The sequence below is a fragment of the Salicibibacter cibarius genome (genome assembly GCF_016495725.1).
Classification (GTDB): domain Bacteria; phylum Bacillota; class Bacilli; order Bacillales; family Marinococcaceae; genus Salicibibacter; species Salicibibacter cibarius.
In genome coordinates this window covers 1,567,750-1,585,009 of record NZ_CP054705.1, presented here as the reverse complement: position 1 = coordinate 1,585,009, position 17,260 = coordinate 1,567,750, and the positions used below count along the sequence as shown (strand labels likewise).

The 17,260-nt window shown below is 45.0% G+C and carries 20 protein-coding genes; 6 read left to right on the top strand and 14 right to left on the bottom strand.

All coding sequences use genetic code 11. The annotated features are described in order from the left end of the window. Nucleotides 1–70 precede the first annotated feature (70 nt). Nucleotides 71–1,132 (top strand): FUSC family protein, encoded by a 1,062-nt coding sequence (locus HUG15_RS08305; RefSeq protein ID WP_200128216.1) that lies wholly within the window; start codon nt 71–73, stop codon nt 1,130–1,132. Nucleotides 1,133–1,194: 62 nt separating this feature from the next. Further along, nucleotides 1,195–2,202 carry an arsenic resistance protein gene (locus tag HUG15_RS08300; protein ID WP_200128215.1) on the top strand — a complete coding sequence of 336 codons (1,008 nt, stop codon included), beginning with the start codon at nt 1,195–1,197 and terminating at the stop codon, nt 2,200–2,202. 37 nt (nt 2,203–2,239) lie between these two features. On the opposite strand, the gene tnpA is transcribed toward HUG15_RS08300, so the two are convergent. The 3 genes from tnpA to fabL all read right to left on the bottom strand — a co-directional run bounded on the left by tnpA (nt 2,240) and on the right by fabL (nt 3,845). Continuing rightward, nucleotides 2,240–2,671, bottom strand: coding sequence for an IS200/IS605 family transposase (gene tnpA, locus HUG15_RS08295; RefSeq protein ID WP_200128214.1), 432 nt, complete (start codon nt 2,669–2,671; stop codon nt 2,240–2,242). Between the two features lie 165 nt (nt 2,672–2,836). Then, nucleotides 2,837–3,004 carry a hypothetical protein gene (locus tag HUG15_RS08290; RefSeq protein WP_200128213.1) on the bottom strand — a complete coding sequence of 56 codons (168 nt, stop codon included), beginning with the start codon at nt 3,002–3,004 and terminating at the stop codon, nt 2,837–2,839. Nucleotides 3,005–3,062: 58 nt separating this feature from the next. Continuing rightward, entirely contained in the window at nt 3,063–3,845 is a 783-nt protein-coding gene (fabL, locus tag HUG15_RS08285; RefSeq protein ID WP_425504032.1) for an enoyl-[acyl-carrier-protein] reductase FabL, read from the bottom strand. Nucleotides 3,846–3,935: 90 nt separating this feature from the next. Between fabL and HUG15_RS08280 the strand changes: the two genes are divergently transcribed. Continuing rightward, complete coding sequence (locus HUG15_RS08280; protein WP_200128212.1) at nt 3,936–4,250, top strand: hypothetical protein; 315 nt, start codon at nt 3,936–3,938, stop codon at nt 4,248–4,250. A 562-nt stretch (nt 4,251–4,812) separates the two neighbouring features. Continuing rightward, nucleotides 4,813–5,154 carry a hypothetical protein gene (locus HUG15_RS08275; protein ID WP_200128211.1) on the top strand — a complete coding sequence of 114 codons (342 nt, stop codon included), beginning with the start codon at nt 4,813–4,815 and terminating at the stop codon, nt 5,152–5,154. An 11-nt stretch (nt 5,155–5,165) separates the two neighbouring features. On the opposite strand, the gene mutY is transcribed toward HUG15_RS08275, so the two are convergent. Together mutY and HUG15_RS08265 are read right to left on the bottom strand one after the other, a co-directional pair. Further along, complete coding sequence (gene mutY, locus HUG15_RS08270) at nt 5,166–6,242, bottom strand: A/G-specific adenine glycosylase (RefSeq protein WP_200128210.1); 1,077 nt, start codon at nt 6,240–6,242, stop codon at nt 5,166–5,168. A 14-nt stretch (nt 6,243–6,256) separates the two neighbouring features. Then, nucleotides 6,257–6,583 carry an MFS transporter gene (locus HUG15_RS08265; protein WP_200128209.1) on the bottom strand — a complete coding sequence of 109 codons (327 nt, stop codon included), beginning with the start codon at nt 6,581–6,583 and terminating at the stop codon, nt 6,257–6,259. Nucleotides 6,584–6,703: 120 nt separating this feature from the next. Between HUG15_RS08265 and HUG15_RS08260 the strand changes: the two genes are divergently transcribed. Further along, on the top strand, nt 6,704–7,723 hold the full coding sequence (locus HUG15_RS08260) for a metal-dependent hydrolase (protein ID WP_200128208.1): 1,020 nt from the start codon (nt 6,704–6,706) through the stop codon (nt 7,721–7,723). 14 nt (nt 7,724–7,737) lie between these two features. Here the strand turns inward: HUG15_RS08260 and HUG15_RS08255 are convergent, their stop codons facing one another. Together HUG15_RS08255 and recX are read right to left on the bottom strand one after the other, a co-directional pair. Continuing rightward, a complete protein-coding gene (locus HUG15_RS08255) occupies nt 7,738–8,058 on the bottom strand; it encodes a YfhH family protein (RefSeq protein WP_246516554.1) in 321 nt (106 codons plus the stop codon). A gap of 6 nt (nt 8,059–8,064) precedes the next feature. Continuing rightward, on the bottom strand, nt 8,065–8,880 hold the full coding sequence (recX, locus tag HUG15_RS08250; RefSeq protein ID WP_200128207.1) for a recombination regulator RecX: 816 nt from the start codon (nt 8,878–8,880) through the stop codon (nt 8,065–8,067). A gap of 78 nt (nt 8,881–8,958) precedes the next feature. Between recX and HUG15_RS08245 the strand changes: the two genes are divergently transcribed. Continuing rightward, complete coding sequence (locus HUG15_RS08245) at nt 8,959–9,867, top strand: TIGR01777 family oxidoreductase (protein ID WP_200128206.1); 909 nt, start codon at nt 8,959–8,961, stop codon at nt 9,865–9,867. Nucleotides 9,868–10,052: 185 nt separating this feature from the next. Here the strand turns inward: HUG15_RS08245 and HUG15_RS08240 are convergent, their stop codons facing one another. The 7 genes from HUG15_RS08240 to HUG15_RS08210 form a co-directional block, all read right to left on the bottom strand. Further along, nucleotides 10,053–10,925, bottom strand: coding sequence for an arylamine N-acetyltransferase (locus HUG15_RS08240; RefSeq protein WP_211202362.1), 873 nt, complete (start codon nt 10,923–10,925; stop codon nt 10,053–10,055). A gap of 44 nt (nt 10,926–10,969) precedes the next feature. Next, nucleotides 10,970–11,515: a Rossmann-fold NAD(P)-binding domain-containing protein gene (locus HUG15_RS08235; protein WP_200128204.1), complete on the bottom strand. Its 546-nt coding sequence runs from the start codon at nt 11,513–11,515 to the stop codon at nt 10,970–10,972. A gap of 91 nt (nt 11,516–11,606) precedes the next feature. Next, nucleotides 11,607–13,163: an MFS transporter gene (locus HUG15_RS08230; protein ID WP_200128203.1), complete on the bottom strand. Its 1,557-nt coding sequence runs from the start codon at nt 13,161–13,163 to the stop codon at nt 11,607–11,609. 58 nt (nt 13,164–13,221) lie between these two features. After that, complete coding sequence (locus HUG15_RS08225) at nt 13,222–13,758, bottom strand: NADPH-dependent FMN reductase (RefSeq protein WP_200128202.1); 537 nt, start codon at nt 13,756–13,758, stop codon at nt 13,222–13,224. A gap of 932 nt (nt 13,759–14,690) precedes the next feature. Continuing rightward, nucleotides 14,691–14,843, bottom strand: a complete 153-nt coding sequence (locus HUG15_RS08220; RefSeq protein ID WP_200128201.1) for a hypothetical protein — start codon at nt 14,841–14,843, stop codon at nt 14,691–14,693. 556 nt (nt 14,844–15,399) lie between these two features. Continuing rightward, a complete protein-coding gene (locus HUG15_RS08215) occupies nt 15,400–16,422 on the bottom strand; it encodes an NAD(P)/FAD-dependent oxidoreductase (protein WP_200128893.1) in 1,023 nt (340 codons plus the stop codon). Further along, nucleotides 16,409–17,254 carry an ABC transporter ATP-binding protein gene (locus tag HUG15_RS08210; RefSeq protein WP_200128200.1) on the bottom strand — a complete coding sequence of 282 codons (846 nt, stop codon included), beginning with the start codon at nt 17,252–17,254 and terminating at the stop codon, nt 16,409–16,411. The genes HUG15_RS08215 and HUG15_RS08210 overlap by 14 nt, the downstream gene beginning before the upstream one ends. Nucleotides 17,255–17,260 lie beyond the last annotated feature (6 nt).

The following is a 17,260-nucleotide window of genomic DNA, read 5'->3' as shown; positions in this document are numbered from 1 at the left end:
CGGAGGGGAGGTTCATCATTTTCCCACCTCCCACATCTCATTTCCAGTATGAAAGGAGCGCCGCTATTCCATGAAATTTGGCGCCCGTATATTTAAGACGGGATTGGCTGTTGTAATCGCCCTTTATGCCGCCCATTTACTTGGGTTGGAGCCTGCGTTTTTTGCAGGATTAACCGCAGGGTTGACGATTCAACCATCCATTTACCGTACGTATCAAAGAATTCTTCATCAAGTACAAGCAAATCTGATCGGGGCTGCTTTGGCAGTTATTTTCGGACTCGCCTTTGGACAGGAGCCTTTCGTGATCGGTGTTGTAGTTATGATCTCGATCGCCATTATATTAAAGCTCGGCCTGGATTCATCCACGATACCGGTCACAATTGTAACGATTGTGATCATTATGGGGAACAGCCCCGATGACGGATACGCCATGTTCGCCTTGTCCCGTTTTTCTCTGATTATGCTCGGGGTCTTTTCTGCTTTTCTCGTGAACTTGTTTTTCTTGCCGCCAAAGTATGAAAATAAACTGTACGACGAGATTTTCGCTACAACGGAGAACGCCGCCCGTTGGATCCGGTTAATCACACGCCAGGACACAAATGTTCAAGCAAGGCGGGAAGACTTGGATGAATCACGTGAAAAGCTTGTGAAATTGGACCAACTTTATTTATTTTACAAAGAAGAACGCAATTATTTCAGGAAAACCAAATTTGCAAAAGCAAGGAGAGTTGTCCTTTTTCGGGAGATGTTGACAGCCACAAGGGAACTCATCCATGTACTCGGTTCCCTCGATGAGCGAGAAAACGATTTTTATCACCTTCCCGAACATATGCAACGGCTTGTCCAACAGCAGATGGATCACCTTACCAATTACCACGGGCGTATTTTGGCGCGTTATTCCGGTAAAGTAACGACGCAAATGACTGATTTTATGAGTGAAGAAGCGGATGAAGGCAATGAGTCGTTAACAGAGTCATTTATGAATTCGTATGATCATAAGGAACTCAGCCGAGAAGAATGGCTGAACCTTCTTCCGCTCATCGCTTACATTATCGAATATAATTCGCAACTGGACCACTTGGATCGACTGGTGGAAAGTTATTTCACTTACCACCAGGAAGATGATCATTGAGATTAGACCGGAAGGGGATATTTTTCTTCCCCTCTGGCATCGATGATTGAGGTTACTTATTTATGGGGACGTTGGAAAAATTACAAACATTCATCATTTTAATTGCTGTTGGTTTGGGATTGTCACTGGGACAAATCCCGATCGCCGAACAATATGCAGCGCTTTTCGTCACACCGTTTCTTTTGCTCATGTTGTACGGCATCTTTCTGGGAATCCCTCTCCACCAAATAAAAAGCGCTTTTCGAAACCTTACGTTTTTAACTGCGAACACAATCGTCAACTTTATCTGGACACCGCTGTTGGCATGGGGATTGGGTGCTCTCTTTCTAGCTGATCACCCGGCGCTGTGGATCGGTTTTATCATGTTGATGGTGACGCCGTGCACCGACTGGTATTTGGTGTTCACAGGGATCGCGAAGGGAAATGTTCCGCTATCTACATCCGTCCTTCCGATCAATCTTATTCTGCAATTATTGCTTCTCCCCGTGTATTTGTTCATTTTCGCCGGAACGATGGAGATGGTCGATGTCACGACGATCGTGGAAAGCGTCATTCTCGTTTTAACTGTTCCTTTTGTCGCTGCTTGCCTTACACGTTATTTGTTGAAAAATAAAAAGGCGTTCCAAAAAACATGGGTTCCATTTTTCGCGAACGGCCAGATCATTTTCTTATCATTAGCGATAATGGCTATGTTCGCTTCCCAAGGCTCTTATTTATTCAATAATCTTGAACTGCTTTTTCTTTTGCTCATCCCAATTCTCCTTTTTTTCATTATTAATTATGGAATCGGGCGTGGTATCAGCCGGATTTTAACATTTACCTATGCAGATGCCGCGAGTTTCCAATTAACAATTATTGCAAGAAATTCCCCGATTTCTTTGGCGATCGCGCTCACTGCTTTTCCGAATGAGCCTTTGGTGGCGTTGGCTTTGGTCATCGGACCGCTTATTGAATTACCCTTGCTTGCTGTTATATCCCAACTGTTACTTAAACGACCACCTGCTAAAGCAGGTGGATTTGGACATAAATGTCCGCGACTGAAAGTCGCTGTTCAGACTGAAGTCCGCTGAAAGACCTTAAGCTCAAGCTCACTAAATGAGACTGAATTCATTCATCAATCCCGAAGATATCATCCCTTCTCTCAGTTGATTGATTTTCGATATAGTTTCTAATGATTTCTTCGGTCACATTTCCTACGGTGGCACAAAAATATCCTCTTGCCCATAAGTGTTGCCCCCAGTACCTTTTCTTCAGAGCTGGGAATTCATCTTGCAATAATCTCGATGATCTTCCTTTGAGATATTGCATGATTTTACTTGGGGCGATACTCAGCGGGCATGATAACAACAAGTGAATATGGTCCTTGCCTACGCTTCCTTGCAATATCGTAATATTCCTTGCTTCGCACCCCTGTCTAATCAATTCCCTGACACGGTGAGCGATATCTCCCCGCAACACTTGATATCTATATTTTGTTACCCAGATTACGTGGTACTTGATATCATAGACCGTATGACTGCTTTTCCGATACCCATCCATACTTTCACCTCAGTTTAAGTATGGACAGGGAAAAGCAAGGCTAAAAGCGTATCCCGTCTAAAGACGGGGGAGTTAGACCACGCTTCTGTAACTTAAAGGAAGGGAAAAATGGTAAAAATAAAATGGGAGCCATCCGATAAAGGACGCTCCCATTCCGCTTGCGGCTTACTGATTGTTGTTGTTTTGTTGGTTTTGTTGGTTGTTCTGCTTATTGTTTTGTTGGTTCTGGTTTTGGTTATTCTGCTGATTCTCGTTCTGCTGGTTCTCGTTTTGCTGATTATTCTGCTGTTGGTTTTGACGCTGTTGATTTTGGTTTTGGTTTTGTCTTGCCATTTCTAATCACCTCCACGTTTATTAACATACCCGGAGGTAAAGAGAATATACACAAATTTTAAGTGAAAAGAGAAATCCCTCCATCTACGATAATCGTTTGTCCGCGAATCATAGATGCTTGGTCAGACAACAAAAACATGACTGCATCAGAAAGGTCGGAACGATCCACGAGCCGCCCAGCCGGGGTTTTCGCTCGGGATTCTTCCAATAATTCATCCCGATTCGGGAAGTGCGCCAGCGCATCGGTGTCCACTACCCCTCCGGAAACCGCATTTACACGTATATTTTTCCCTGCCAATTCAACCGCTAAATAACGGGTCAGCGATTCGAGCGCCGCTTTTGAGACACCTATGGCAGAATAATTCTCCAAGACACGAATAGAACCTATGGATGTTAGGCTGACGATCCGCCCGCCTCCGTTCTTTTCCATAAGCGAAACCGCCTTTTGCGCACAAAATAGTAAAGCTTTTGCATTAATATTCATCGTCCAATCCCAGTGGTTTTCCTCAAGTTCCATTGCCGGACGCAAAACACCGGACGCCGCGTTATTCACAAAAACATCCAGTCTGCCGAATTTCTCTTCGATCGTCGCGAACATTTCATCGATTTTTTCCTTTTTGCTTATGTTTGCTTTCACAATAAACGCTCGCGAACCATGCGCCTCTACCTCTCGAGCGGTTTCTTCCGCCCCTTTTGTGCTGCGCGCATAGTGGATAATAACGTCATATCCATCTTGCGCGAGCCGGATCGCCGTTTCTCGTCCGATTCCGCGGCTGGAACCTGTAACAAGCGCAACTTTGTTTGCATTTTCCATCGTGATCCCTCGCTTTCCGCCATCCATTGTACCATCCATCGCTGAAAAAATGGGGATTAAAGCTATGCGAACCAGGGAAAAGTCGGGGTAAAGATAAAATTGAGCGGAGGGATGGCTATGGAACGAAAAAAATATTATATTACCTTAGACCAGGCGATGACCGGCATTTCGGAAGTGAAAACAGAAGATAATAAGATCCAATATGAAATTAGGGTTACCGAAAGGGAAAAAGAACAGATTCAACAATTATTGGAAAGAATCAACGAAGAAGATGTGGAACCGCAAGAAATATTACTTCGACCTTTTAATGAAGATGCTGCGGATCGCGATAAAGAAAAAATGGGCGAAGACATGCAAAAGCTTTACAGCTATTTATATGATTACGGCACCGAGCGAACACGGGCATTTCTCGAACAACTCCGAGAAAATTAATGGTGAATTCGGGACCATGATGGTGCCACAGTGACCGAAACGCGCTGCCGTGACACGGTTCGGGACTCATGAACGCTCCATGGCGACCGAAACACACTGCCTCGACACAATTCGGGACTCATGAACGCTCTCCATGGTGAGCGAAACACGCTGCCACGACGCAATTCGGGACTCATGAGCCCTCCATGGCGACCGAAACACACTGCCTCGACACAGTTCGAGACTCATGAGCCCTTCATGGTGACCGAAACGCGCTGCCGTGACACGGTTCGGGACTCATGAACGCTCCATGGCGACCGAAACACACTGCCACGACACAATTCGGGACTCATGAACGCTCCATGGCGACCGAAACACACTGCCACGACGCAATTCGGGACTCATGAGCCCTTCATGGTGACCGAAACACACTGCCACGACGCAGCACGGGATCCATGACCCCTTCTTGGTAACCGAAAAAATCTGCCACAACGCATTGAGGCGCATCTGTCATTTTTTTCATCCTATAATCCCCCTCGTATGTTCACATGATAATACAAATACCATACGGGAGGTTTTATCTATGTCCAAGAGTACGTATTATGTCAATTTAAACCCAACGAGCATGGAGGATATCACAACATCAAAAATCAATGATCATGAGCTTATCGAATATGAAATTGAAGCGACTGAAGAGGAAGTCACCGATTTGCAACAACTGCTGTTGGATGTACAAAAACACGACATGGAACTTGCGGATTTATTTACTTTCCGCCATTTTAATGAACATTTCACAACAGACGATAGTGAACGATTTCAGCACGGCATTAATCAAGTGTACAGAACCATTTATGAACTTGGAACGCCGGAAACAAAAGAAAAGATGGACAGCATGGATCCATCCCCGTTCACAAACGATGAATGAAGGGAAGAGCGCTACAGTTGCTCTTCCCAAATTTTTTGATGGGATACGGAAAACGCCAGCTGCTTTGCTTCTGTTTTCGTTAACCATTTGCCGTTAGGGCTTGCTGCCTGAACATGGGCAGTGCCACGAAAAACATGAATGTCCCAGATAAGATGGCTGAAAACGTGATCAAACCTTTGCTCCGTTTCGGTCAACTCGACATCAACTTGATGTGCCTCTTTTAAATAATCGTTTAACGCTACCTGTTGCAAATCAGGCGTTGCCTCGACCATCGGAAATTGCCACATCCCGGCAAGCAAACCTTTGTCCGGGCGTTGCTCAACAAGAATTTCACCTTTTTCATTTTCGATAACCACGGCTGCCATTGTCCGTCGTTGCTGTTTCTTCTTTTTAGCTTTCACCGGCAACGCGTGAACCATGCTCCGTTGATAAGCGCGGCATGTATTTTTCACCGGACAAGCGTCGCAATCAGGATTTTTCGGCGTGCAAACTAACGCTCCCAGTTCCATTAAGGCTTGGTTAAAATCGGCGGGTGAAGTGCCGGCCATAAGCATGCGCACATCATCTTCGACCTGTCTACGTGTGCGTTGTTTTCCAATGTCATCACCGATTAGCAGCACGCGAGCGAGCACCCGCATAACGTTTCCATCAACGGCCGGCTCTTCAAGATCATAGGCAATGCTCATGACAGCCCCTTTTGTATAAGGGCCGACCCCTTTTAGTGATGCAAAGTTTTCAGGGCTTTTCGGAATTTCACCACCATAATCTTGAACTACTTCTTTTACAGCCGATTGTAGATTGCGGGCGCGCGAATAATAGCCCAGTCCTTCCCACGCTTTCATAACTTGCGCTTCCTCTGCCTCGGCTAAAGCTTCGGGGGTCGGAAATTTGTTCATAAAATTTTCGAAGTACGGTTTTACGGTATCGACTTGTGTTTGTTGCAACATGATCTCCGATACCCAAATGCGGTAGGGGTCTTTATCTTCCCGCCATGGCAACGGGCGTTTATTATTTTCATACCAATTTAATATTCGCCGACTGAATTCCCCGATGGGGAACGTTTTTAAACGATCTGAATAGCTTGTCATTAACATCGCTTCCTTTAATATTCAATCGTCGCTGAGCGATCGCGAAACGCCCAACAGTTGATTTGCTCGAGAGGTTTGTGCACCCAATTTGCCAATTCGCCAAAGCGCGGATGTTCCCTGGATCTTCGCAAGTCTTTTATGCGCTCGTAGATTTCGACCGAGGGCACCGTAAACAATTCCACAAATAACCCCGGTTGCTCCAACGCTTCAAACCAACGAAAATTTTCCGCACCCATTGCGGTTAATTCATTCGCTACGCCTTTTATCCATGCTTGGTACGCGCTTTCCTTCCCTTCTGCTATCTTGTATTCCATAAATACTTGAATCGATTGTTCCTGCATGCATGCCCCTCCTTGTTTTCGGGTATAGATAGGCAAAAGCACGTTTACTGAAGTAAAGTTATCTGCTATCCTAATTTATATGACCAACTAGAAATTTTCAAAAGGAGGAGAATACCGGGTATGGACACTGCCTCCCACGTGGTTATGGGCATCGGCATCGCCGGCCTATCTACACTGGACCCGGTGATTGCCGAAAACGCCGTAACCATGCAAGCCGTTGCGATCGGAGTTATCATTGGATCACTGGCACCGGATTTCGATACGGTGTTAAAAATGAAAAATAATGCATCCTATATTACGAACCATCGAGGAGCCACCCACTCAATTCCAGCCGTTCTCCTCTTGTCTATCGTTATTTCCGCCGTCATCTATTTGTTTTTGCCGGCTGCGGGTTTGTTCCATTTATGGTTATGGACGTTTGTCGCCGTCGCCATTCACGTGTTCGTAGATATTTTCAACGCCTACGGCACAAAAGCATTGGCGCCGATAAAAGATAAATGGATTGCCATCGGTTCGATCAATATTTTTGATCCGTTTATGTTCATTTTGCATATTGCAGGCATGCTTTTATGGCTGGCAGGCGCGGACCCCGGATACACATTTTTGTTCATCTACATCATTCTTGCCTTTTATTATGTATGGAGAATGAAAGTCCGCAACGGGGTCATCCGACATGCCCGCCGACTCCACCCTTACGCGAGCCATATTTTCATCTCTCCGACGTACCGATGGTCCGAGTTTCACCTCGTTATCCGTACGCACGATTATCTTCATGTCGCCACTTGGAAAAAGAAAACGATTCGCTATCTGGAAAGCTATTTATTTGAACCGGTCCCAAATGACCCGATCATACAGGCAGCCCTTGATGATCAAAATTTATCGGCGTTTCTGTCCTTTTCCCCTACTTACCGATGGGAAATCGAAGAGCGTCCTTTCGGCTATGACGTGATCTTCACCGACTTGCGGTATCGAGCCGCAGGATATTATCCGTTTATATCGGTCGTCCGGCTCAACCGGGACCTAACGATCACGGGCTCGTACACCGGTTGGATTTATGATCTGGAAAAGTTGGAGTATAAACTGCAAACCTCCAGAGATTCCAAAAAGAAAAAAAGAGCACGGCTAATGAACGCAACGTGAACGATGTTTATCGTTCACGTTTTATTCGTTAAAAGTGCAATTGGAATGGCCGACAGCGACGCTTCCCCATCCCTGTACCCCCAAGCAAAAACGCCGTTCATATAAGAGATGACAAAGCTGCTTTCGTCCGCACCAGGCTCGCCAACCGTATACGTTTCTCCCGGGTTGAAATCATCCGGATTTAACAAATACGACTGGGCAATCACCTTTTTTCGCTCATGAACCGCAAATTCACTGACCATTCCTTTTTGTTCAGCCTTTTTCGCCAGTTCATTTAATCGTGCAACCTCTGCAGTTAATTCTTGATTTGTCATTTGACCGTAACGTTGATTCACCTTGTTTTACCTTCTTTCTTCGTCTAGCGTTTCGAGGTATTCATCAATCATCGCCAATGAAAAACCTTTTTTGTACAGTTGTTCTTTCAGTTTCTGCTTTACTTCCCCTTGTTCATATCGTCTCTTAAGTTTATTCGCTGCCTTTTCCGCCTGCAAGTGTAACGCTTGCCGCTCATCGTTTGCATCCCGACTAAAATCGTGCGCTTCGAATGCAACGGCAACCGTCGACTGCTTAAAACCTTTACGCAACAATGCCTCGGTCAGCTTTTTCTTTTTCATTGTAAGGCTATCTTTGGACGTTGTTTTCTCCTTTTTCTCGATTACTTTTAAAATAACATCAATCTGCTTTTCCTCATCGTATTGTTCCAGCGCTCCCGTAATGGCGAGATCATTAACGCCTTTCTCCTGCAAATATCGGCGCATGCTCCCCGGCCCTTTATCTGTCGTGCTCATCATGGTGCGCACATACGTATGGGCATATTCTTTATCATTGATATACCCGATGGCCTTCATCCGTTCAACAACCGGTTCGATATGCTCGCTGGGAATCGCTTCGTTCTGAAGCTTGTCGCGCACTTCCGTTTCCGTGCGCATTCGTTTTGCTAAAAAATGCAGTGCCTTTTTGTTCGCTTTCTCCACGTTATCGTCTTGAATGATTTCATCCAATTCGGCAGCCGTTATTTCTTTGTCCTTCGCCAATTCCCAACGCACCAAAATATTTTCGTGGACACCACAAGCAAATCGCTCGCCTTGGCCATCCTCAATATACAAATTGTAACGATGTGCATCTTTTTTTTGTGTTGTAATTCTTGAAATTTTCATATGATCACCTGCTTGTTTTTCAACCGCACGAATAGGGAAAAGAACAATAAATCGTCGTAAAATGAAGGAGTGAACCCCATGCATGTCGTGATTACGGGAGGGACAGGCCTCGTCGGAAAAACACTAACGAATAAGCTGCGTTCCCTTGGCCACTCCGTCTCCATTCTAACAAGAAATTCGCAAAACAAACAGAATGAAGATAACTTGCAGTATATCGAATGGTTATCGGATAACAAACCGGAACAGATGCTGGAAAATGTAGATGCGATCGTTAATTTGGCAGGCGCTTCCATAAGCAGCAGATGGACCGAAAAGCACAAAGCACGCATTAAAAACAGCAGAATTGAAGCGACGAGGGAATGCATCCGTTTGATGGAAAACTTAAGTGACGGACCTCCAAATGCTTTCATAAGTGCGTCGGCCATGGGTTACTACGGCATCTCGGAAACAGAAACATTTACCGAAGACAGTGCTCCGGCAAATCAAAATTTTTTACAGAAAGTAAGTGAACGATGGGAACAAGAAGCAAAGCCCGCGGAAGATCTCGGCGTTCGTACGATATACGGGAGATTTGGCTTGATTCTCGATGCTCGTGAAGGGGCACTCCCGAAAATGATGATGCCTTATAAACTCGGCGTCGGCGGTCCAATCGGGAATGGAAAACAATGGTATTCCTGGGTCCACCGTGATGATGTTGCCGCTTTTATTATCCATGCATTGGAACAGGCCCATGTCGAAGGTGTTTATAACGTCACTGCCCCAAACCCGGAGCGCATGCGTGACTTTGGCAAAAAAATCGCCACTGTTCTGAAGCGCCCCCATTGGCTTCCTGCCCCGGCTGTTGCGGTGCGGACAGCCCTCGGAGAAATGAGCGTGCTCGTTGTCGAAGGACAAAAGGTCATACCGGCACGTACACTGGAATCGGAGTTTCAATTTCAATATGAAAAGGCGGAGGACGCGCTAGCTGACCTATTAGGCAAAAACTAACTCTCGGCATTATAATGTCGAACATCCACATCTCGATCCCGTGAAGTTGGATTGTGGCGAAAGCTTCTTACTCTTGGCATCGTGAAGCCGCATTTTTCCCGTTGATAAATGCGGCTGCTTAAGGATAGATCTTTTCCTCGAAGAACACAGCCACCAATACCTGCTTCTCTAATACGTTCCTATCCTCACGCTTCCGCCTTTTCTGTTGGTTCTTGAAAAATATTAATGCCCATTCCTTCAAGAATTTCAATAGCCTCTTCGACAGGCAGTTTCGGGAGCTTAAATTCATTCTCGATGACGTCTCGAACTTCGAAACGATCGTTTAGGATATGCTTCTCTATTTTTCTATTGCTATATCGGATACTTAAAACATTATTGACCAAGGATAATGAACGTTTTTGACTTAATTGCCAGATCTGACAGCGTAAAACAGATGTAAATACGCCGTTGGGCCGGAAATATTTCTGTATTGCCGGTTGAAAATCATCAAATTGATAGATTTTCTTTGTGTCAAAAGACCAATCCATATCCGTGAGTAACGTTCCATCTACATACCGGTAATATTTATACGTTCCGAATTCATCTCCCGGACGAAGTCTCACCTCAATTCCCCCATATTCCGAAACATTTCCCGGGTCTGTCTCTATTCGGATAGGTTCAAAAAAAGGGGCACCATTTCCGACATCAACATACAATTCTTCCTCTTCACCGGGAAGTCGAACAAGCAAAGCTACATGCCCCCCGCCCAAGAAAGTGTAACGGCTATGAAAGCCAAGTTGCTTTAACAACTGATGGAGACTGCTATTCAGCATATAACACGTTCCGCTCATGTCCTGCTGAAATAATTGTTTCACAAACTTTTTTGCATCTGGAACGAGCTTTTTTTCTTCATGGTATTTCTTATAATGCAGCAATGTACTGATATTCTCAAAAGGTATTCGATTTAAATGAGCGGTGATCATTTCTTTTAAATATGATTGGGAAGGTTCTCTAACCGGCACTTGAATATAATGCAAATAATCCTTTGCCCATTGAGGCAATTGTTGTTGAGTCATCATCCATCTTCTCCCCTAAATATGAATTTACTTAAACAAGCCATCTACTACGGTCTTTTACTCCAAGGGTATAGTATTCCAACAACAGTTTTCTTCTTGTCATAATGGATAGCTGAAATAACTCCATTGGAAATTTCTTTATGAGTTAGCCACCGTGAAACATTCGCCTCAACTTTAAATCCGAGCTGCACATCACAATACCGGCAGTTCCTTGGGACGGGAATTTCGGCCAGAATGGATGAAAGATCATGACTGCTCCCTTTAATGTGAACAAAGCGCCATTGGTGTTCTTGATGAGTAAGTTCATCAAGGATGATCGGTATAGCATCAGGCGCAACGCTATGAATCCAGGATACAACAAGGTCAATGGGGCCATACGTTTGAATGGTTTGTCGCATAAAATGGCGTAAAGCCTCATTATCCTTATAATCTAATGTGACGAGCCGTAAATCACTATTATCATGATCCGAATATAGCTGTTCTAACTTGTGTTTGTTTCTCCCAATTATTGATATATGATCTGTAGTTTCAATCAACCATTTTGTTGCCCCTGCAAGCATCCCTGTCCCTCCAAATACAATGGCATGTTTCATAATTATCCTCCTATCGCCGTTTTCACAACTCGCCCGTGAGATCACTTGAGTTTGCACACAAACGTGACCGTAAGATAGATATACTGTCTCTTCAAAACGATGTTTCCTGTTTAGAAGAGGCTTTATCATCTTGCCTTACATATCTGAGCTTCCATACGATGATGATCATTAAGACAAACAAACCGATGGCGGCTATTCCATATATCGCTTGAAGCGCGACTGTAAATGAAGACTGTATGACTGGAAGCATTTCCGGGAACCTATCTGATACTGCAACGGCAGTACCGACGTTTTCCATGGCCGAATGTGCTATTTCCGGTGGTACACCGGCAGGAATCGAACCCATTAAAGACCAACGGTAAACCAGCATTCCTAGACTCCCGATAAATGCAATGCTCAACACAGAACCGAGTCCACTGCTGACATCGGACATCGCTGAAGCAGTACCGGCACGTTCTTGCGGAACACTTGAAATAATTTGCTCACTCGCAATCGTCATCGCAGGTCCTACGCCAAATCCAATAAGTGATACACCAATAATCAAGATAATTGCTCCAGTATCTTGCACAGTTAACATGATAAGCAATGCGCCCCCTACTGCAGTAAGAAGGCCATACCCCATGGCGTATGCCGGGCGCATCCACCGTGTAAGTGCCGGGGCGATTAAAGTGCCGGCCATCGACAAGATCGCAGGGATGATTAGCAAGAGTCCTGCCTCTGTTGATGTAAGACCAACAACGGCTTGCAAATGTTGGGCAAAAAGCATATCTGCCCCAGTAGTTACTAGTAATACAACCGTCACAGCGATCAATGAAAAACGAAAGACGGGGATCCGAAACATGTGCAAATCCAACAATGGGTCTTCCGTGCTCATTTGTCGCTTAATGAACAGAAATCCGACTGCTATGCCAGTCACTACCGATCCGCCGTAAAACAAGTTGAAACCATCGTTAGCCATTTCCTGTAAACCGAAAATCAAAGCTACCAATGCAAATGAAGACAACAGGACACTAACAAAATCCATACGCTTCGAATCCTTGTTGCGATACTCAGGGAGAAGGGGTGATACTGCCAGCAATCCAATGGCAACCGGAACATTGATGAGAAATACTGCCCCCCACCAAAAATGATCCAAGAGTAAGCCGCCCATTGGAGGGCCTAAGGCCATACCGGCAGAGAATGCGCTGAGATTAATGGCAATGGCTACTGAAAATTGCTTCGGATCGAAAAACATATTCCGCAATAATGACATCGTGGACGGCATCACTGTTGCAGTCGCTACACCAAGAAGGGCACGGGTTGCAATCAGCATCCAAGCTTCTGTCGAAAATGCCGCCATAAGGGAGGCTAAGCCATATACCGATATGCCAATAACGAGTAGACGTCTCCTCCCGATGCTGTCGCCCAGACGCCCCATCGTTAGCGCAAATCCTACGGCCAGCAATTCGCCAATGTGAATCATCCAAAGCATTTGCGTGGCACCCGGTGTTAAGTCGGCGGCGATGGATGGCATGGCGAGAAACAGGACGGTCATATCTGTAGCGAGCATGAAAACCGCCAAGGTCAAAGCTCCTAAGCCCATCCACTCCCGCCATGTTGCTGCTCCCGGGAGTTCTTCCCTTCTACTTATATCACGCATCTCTTCCATCACCTCCCTTTTGCGTGTGCTACAAGCCGATTATCTGTGTTAGCCGTTAATGCAAATATTATCGTAAAGTTTTTAGCACACCGCTCCAAGCAATCGTTTCATCCAACATGACATTGACATTGTTCATGTGTAATTCAGCCGGCTTAAATACTGTAAAATCCTCAAAATCAGTGAATATCGATAATGTTGGGTGTTTGCGGACGTCCGCAACTTTCAATTCTCCCAAGATCCCGCGTAAATGTTCAACTGCACGGGCGCCACCTATTGAACCATAGCTAACGATCCCGGCTGCTTTATTGCTCCATTCATCGTGTGCGGAATCCAGGGCATGCTTTAATACAGCCGGAATGCTGTGATTGTATTCCGGGACAATAAACACAAATCCATCCAGGCTGTATAGTTTCTCTGACCATGCCATGAATCCCGGCTCTTCACCGGTGCCTTCCAAAGGAAGTTTATAGTCAGCAATATCCACGATTTCATAGTTTGCATCTCCTCGTTGGTCAGCCAAATCTTTGACCCAATATCCTACTTGTGGGCTTACGCGTCCTGGACGTGTACTTCCTAAAATAATGCCGATGGTTAATGTTTGCATCGTTTTCCTCCTTCATTTTTCATACTGTCAAAGTGCTTCTATGTATATCATGCCACTTATCTTTTCCGGAAAAATCAATCGATTGTCTAAAAATTCCATACAAAAAAGGCCTTATCATTGATAAGACCTTCTCTACGACCATCGTCGTACGTTATAATTCGAACCACCGGTGCTCCAACGTGTGGCTCGCTGCTTGCGGGCGATCCTGCACCTCCATTGTTCCGAGGATACTCGTAATGTGAAACCAGTTCATAAGATGTCTCATCTTCCGTTAAAAAAATCCACTCGGTTTCCAATTCCATTACGTTGAGCAAGCGCCCAAATGATAACTGCAACATTTTTTGTAGATCGGTACTTTTGTTCAAATTTTCCAGAAATTAATTATTGGATTTGCAAAGCTTTTTGTCAAGGGCCAACACTAAAATTTATAGTTGAAAAATAGATGTAATGATGAACGATGGGAACCGCTACGGAAAAACACTGAGCTTTCCGTGTTTTTCCGTAGCTAGCTAGCGTTATTACCATATTATTTACTGATAACAACGATAGATTTTGGTGAAGAGCCTTTATCATAACAGACTTTGCTTAATGAATGGAAATGAACCATGACGTTTTCTTCTTCCCGTGGGAGGTGAACCGCTCGAGTTTGGCGTACCCCTAGGATTAGTATTCCTTCCTTTTGAGGGACGGGAACATGACTTCTCAGCATGGGTTGAGCCGCTCAAAGGATCGGGCAACGCCCTTGCATCGATCGCCTTGTATGATGGATGAAATCAACAAAAGTGTCTACCTGACAACTGTTTCATCAGGGACTGTGGGTATAGACAAAGGGAGAAAAAATTTCTGAAACAGACCTCTAGCAGCTATTTCTCCAGGTTCATTACACGCTTCTCAGGTACTGTGCCACCACTTTCTCTAATAAACGTATAAAATTACTCTTCATACACAATTAAAGCCACCGTATTTTGATATCCAGCTGTTATTTGTATGTTTTTTATTTCGACCTGCTCGTTTTCAATGATAAATTGATTAATTTTCTTTTCCAATCCACCCGCGCTCACAGCATTGAGGATTTTAACCTTCATTATCGATTCCCCCGTTCCGGTTTATATACCAATCTAAGCTTTTGACTCAAGGGGACACTGAATCTTATGCATAGAATAGATAAGAGTTTGATGTTATAGTTCCTTTTTCCCCTCGTTCACAGCCCACATGCGACTTTCACCGCACGCGGCGTTCCAACTAATCCAATTCATTCAATTCTATGTTTAAATGAAGCAGAATTAAAATCTCAATCAGATCACAGTACTTTTACATTGTTTTCACAATTCATTAGTTCTGCCTTTCATTTAGGGATTGCTGAACAACTTGCCTATATCAGCTGAAGCCGGGATGCCGCTTCCATGGCTTCGCTTTTCGCGGACGAACGGTCAAGCCTCCTCGCGCAAAACCGGCGCTGCGGAGTCTTGACGCGTCCGTTTTTCCGCTGGAGTCTCGCCATTGCAGCGTCATCCCTCCGTATGTTTCCAAAAGTGCAAGGGTTTTCTGCTTTTAGGATAGATTTCCTTGCATCTAGTTTTGACAACATCAACGGAAAATGCTTATGTGCCAATCTTTTTCCGTTATTCGGCAGTCCCTATTTTAATTATGTTGTTTAAAACGATTATTATGGGACGAGACACGAGCATAACGGTCGGCATCAGGATGGATATAAAGCTTTGCAGCATTGACGGCTAAGCTAGCCTCCGTAAAAGCCCCGGCAATAAGTGGTATACTGCTTGGATGATTGGAGATATCACCGGCCGCGAATATTCCCGAAGCTGCTGTTTCCATTTGATGGGAGGTATACAACCGACGTTCTTCCACTTGTAATCCCAGGGGATGATGATCAAGAAAACTCAGATCCGGTTGATAGCCGTGATGGATGAGGACTGCATCTGCCTTTCGCCACTGACAGTACCCACTTTCGCAATGCTTCAATGTTACTTGTTCGATACAACAACCATCCGGGCTTGCTTTGACGTCGTCAATGGCATAGGGGGTCAAAATATCCACCGAAGAATGCCGCATCTTAGTCACAAATTTCTCGTGTCCTCCAAATTGATGACGTCGATGCACAACCGTAACACTTTTAGCCATCGGTTCAAGTTCGTTGGCCCAATCAACAGCCGAATTCCCTCCACCCGAAATAACGACATGTTTCTGCCGAAAGTGTTCTAGATCCGTAACCGCGTAGTGTAGGTTCGACGTTTCAAATTTCTCGGCCCCTTCTATGTTTAACTTGGTTTGTTGTAAGATCCCATAACCAGTAGCCAAAATGATGGCTTTCGAATAATGGCTACGGTTTTGATCCGTTTTCATTTGAAAATAACCATTATCCGTTCTCCGTATGTCCACGACCTGCTCACCCAACGCAATCGTAGGATGGAAGGTTAAGGCTTGTTTAATAAGCTGTGAAATAAGTTGAGAACCACTTGTTGGCGGTAAACCTCCAACGTCCCAAATGGTTTTCTCCTTGTACACGTTCACTTTTCCGCCAAGCTCTTTTTCATGTTCGATCACTTTCGTCTTCAAATCGCGCATTCCACTATAAAAAGCTGCATATAAGCCTGCCGGTCCTCCACCTATAATCGTAATGTCATAGCACACATTATCCTGCACTATATCTCCCCCCTAACGAATAACTATTTTGTGATTCCCGGGTATCGGTATGCTTCAACAAATCATAACTTAAACAAACCGGCTTCCCACTCCTGGGATCAGAAACAACATCCGCCTGAATGTGGAAAACATCACGTAAAACTTGAGCGCTCATAACATCCTCGGGCACGCCTTCCTGCACGATCGCCCCTTCTCGTAACGCCACCATATAATCAGCAAAACGAGCAGCATGATTGATATCGTGGACGACCAAAACGATCGTGCGCCCTTGTTGTTCATTTAAATGCTGTAAAACTTGCAACACTTCCAGTTGATGAGCAAGATCCAAATACGTCGTGGGTTCATCAAGCAGCAACAAGTCCGTTTGCTGGGCAAGCGCCATGGCAATCCATACCCGTTGGCGTTGTCCGCCGGAAAGGGTCTCTAAAGATCGTTCAGCCAAAGCTTTCAAACCGGTCTGTTCGAGCGCAAGAGCAATGATGTCGTGATCTTGTTTACGCAACGTAGCGAATCCTTTTTGATGGGGGTGTCTTCCGTAAGCGACGAGTTCCCTTACTTTTAAACCACTCGGCGCTTCAGGCGCTTGCGGCAGTACCGCCATCTTTTGCGCAATCTGTTTCGTCGGTTGGGTATGAATCGACTTCCCATCTAAATAGACGGCTCCGTTTGAAGCCTTCATCACACGGGCTAACGTCTTTAAAATGGTCGATTTCCCGCAGCCATTCGGCCCAATAATAGTTGTGATTTTTCCTTCCGGAATGTGCATCGTCAAGTCATCGACGATGGCTTCTTTTTCATAACGTATCGATAGATGATTCGCTTCCAGACGTGTCATCATTTC

What these genes read in the sequence shown, in the direction of transcription:
- HUG15_RS08305 (WP_200128216.1), top strand. Translation starts at nt 71, where the DNA reads ATGAAATTTGGCGCCCGTATATTTAAGACGGGATTGGCTGTTGTAATC.
- HUG15_RS08300 (WP_200128215.1), top strand. Translation starts at nt 1,195, where the DNA reads ATGGGGACGTTGGAAAAATTACAAACATTCATCATTTTAATTGCTGTT.
- tnpA (WP_200128214.1), bottom strand. Translation starts at nt 2,671, where the DNA reads ATGGATGGGTATCGGAAAAGCAGTCATACGGTCTATGATATCAAGTAC.
- HUG15_RS08290 (WP_200128213.1), bottom strand. Translation starts at nt 3,004, where the DNA reads ATGGCAAGACAAAACCAAAACCAAAATCAACAGCGTCAAAACCAACAG.
- fabL (WP_425504032.1), bottom strand. Translation starts at nt 3,845, where the DNA reads ATGGATGGCGGAAAGCGAGGGATCACGATGGAAAATGCAAACAAAGTT.
- HUG15_RS08280 (WP_200128212.1), top strand. Translation starts at nt 3,936, where the DNA reads ATGGAACGAAAAAAATATTATATTACCTTAGACCAGGCGATGACCGGC.
- HUG15_RS08275 (WP_200128211.1), top strand. Translation starts at nt 4,813, where the DNA reads ATGTCCAAGAGTACGTATTATGTCAATTTAAACCCAACGAGCATGGAG.
- mutY (WP_200128210.1), bottom strand. Translation starts at nt 6,242, where the DNA reads ATGACAAGCTATTCAGATCGTTTAAAAACGTTCCCCATCGGGGAATTC.
- HUG15_RS08265 (WP_200128209.1), bottom strand. Translation starts at nt 6,583, where the DNA reads ATGCAGGAACAATCGATTCAAGTATTTATGGAATACAAGATAGCAGAA.
- HUG15_RS08260 (WP_200128208.1), top strand. Translation starts at nt 6,704, where the DNA reads ATGGACACTGCCTCCCACGTGGTTATGGGCATCGGCATCGCCGGCCTA.
- recX (WP_200128207.1), bottom strand. Translation starts at nt 8,880, where the DNA reads ATGAAAATTTCAAGAATTACAACACAAAAAAAAGATGCACATCGTTAC.
- HUG15_RS08245 (WP_200128206.1), top strand. Translation starts at nt 8,959, where the DNA reads ATGCATGTCGTGATTACGGGAGGGACAGGCCTCGTCGGAAAAACACTA.
- HUG15_RS08240 (WP_211202362.1), bottom strand. Translation starts at nt 10,925, where the DNA reads ATGATGACTCAACAACAATTGCCTCAATGGGCAAAGGATTATTTGCAT.
- HUG15_RS08235 (WP_200128204.1), bottom strand. Translation starts at nt 11,515, where the DNA reads ATGAAACATGCCATTGTATTTGGAGGGACAGGGATGCTTGCAGGGGCA.
- HUG15_RS08230 (WP_200128203.1), bottom strand. Translation starts at nt 13,163, where the DNA reads ATGGAAGAGATGCGTGATATAAGTAGAAGGGAAGAACTCCCGGGAGCA.
- HUG15_RS08225 (WP_200128202.1), bottom strand. Translation starts at nt 13,758, where the DNA reads ATGCAAACATTAACCATCGGCATTATTTTAGGAAGTACACGTCCAGGA.
- HUG15_RS08220 (WP_200128201.1), bottom strand. Translation starts at nt 14,843, where the DNA reads ATGAAGGTTAAAATCCTCAATGCTGTGAGCGCGGGTGGATTGGAAAAG.
- HUG15_RS08210 (WP_200128200.1), bottom strand. Translation starts at nt 17,254, where the DNA reads ATGACACGTCTGGAAGCGAATCATCTATCGATACGTTATGAAAAAGAA.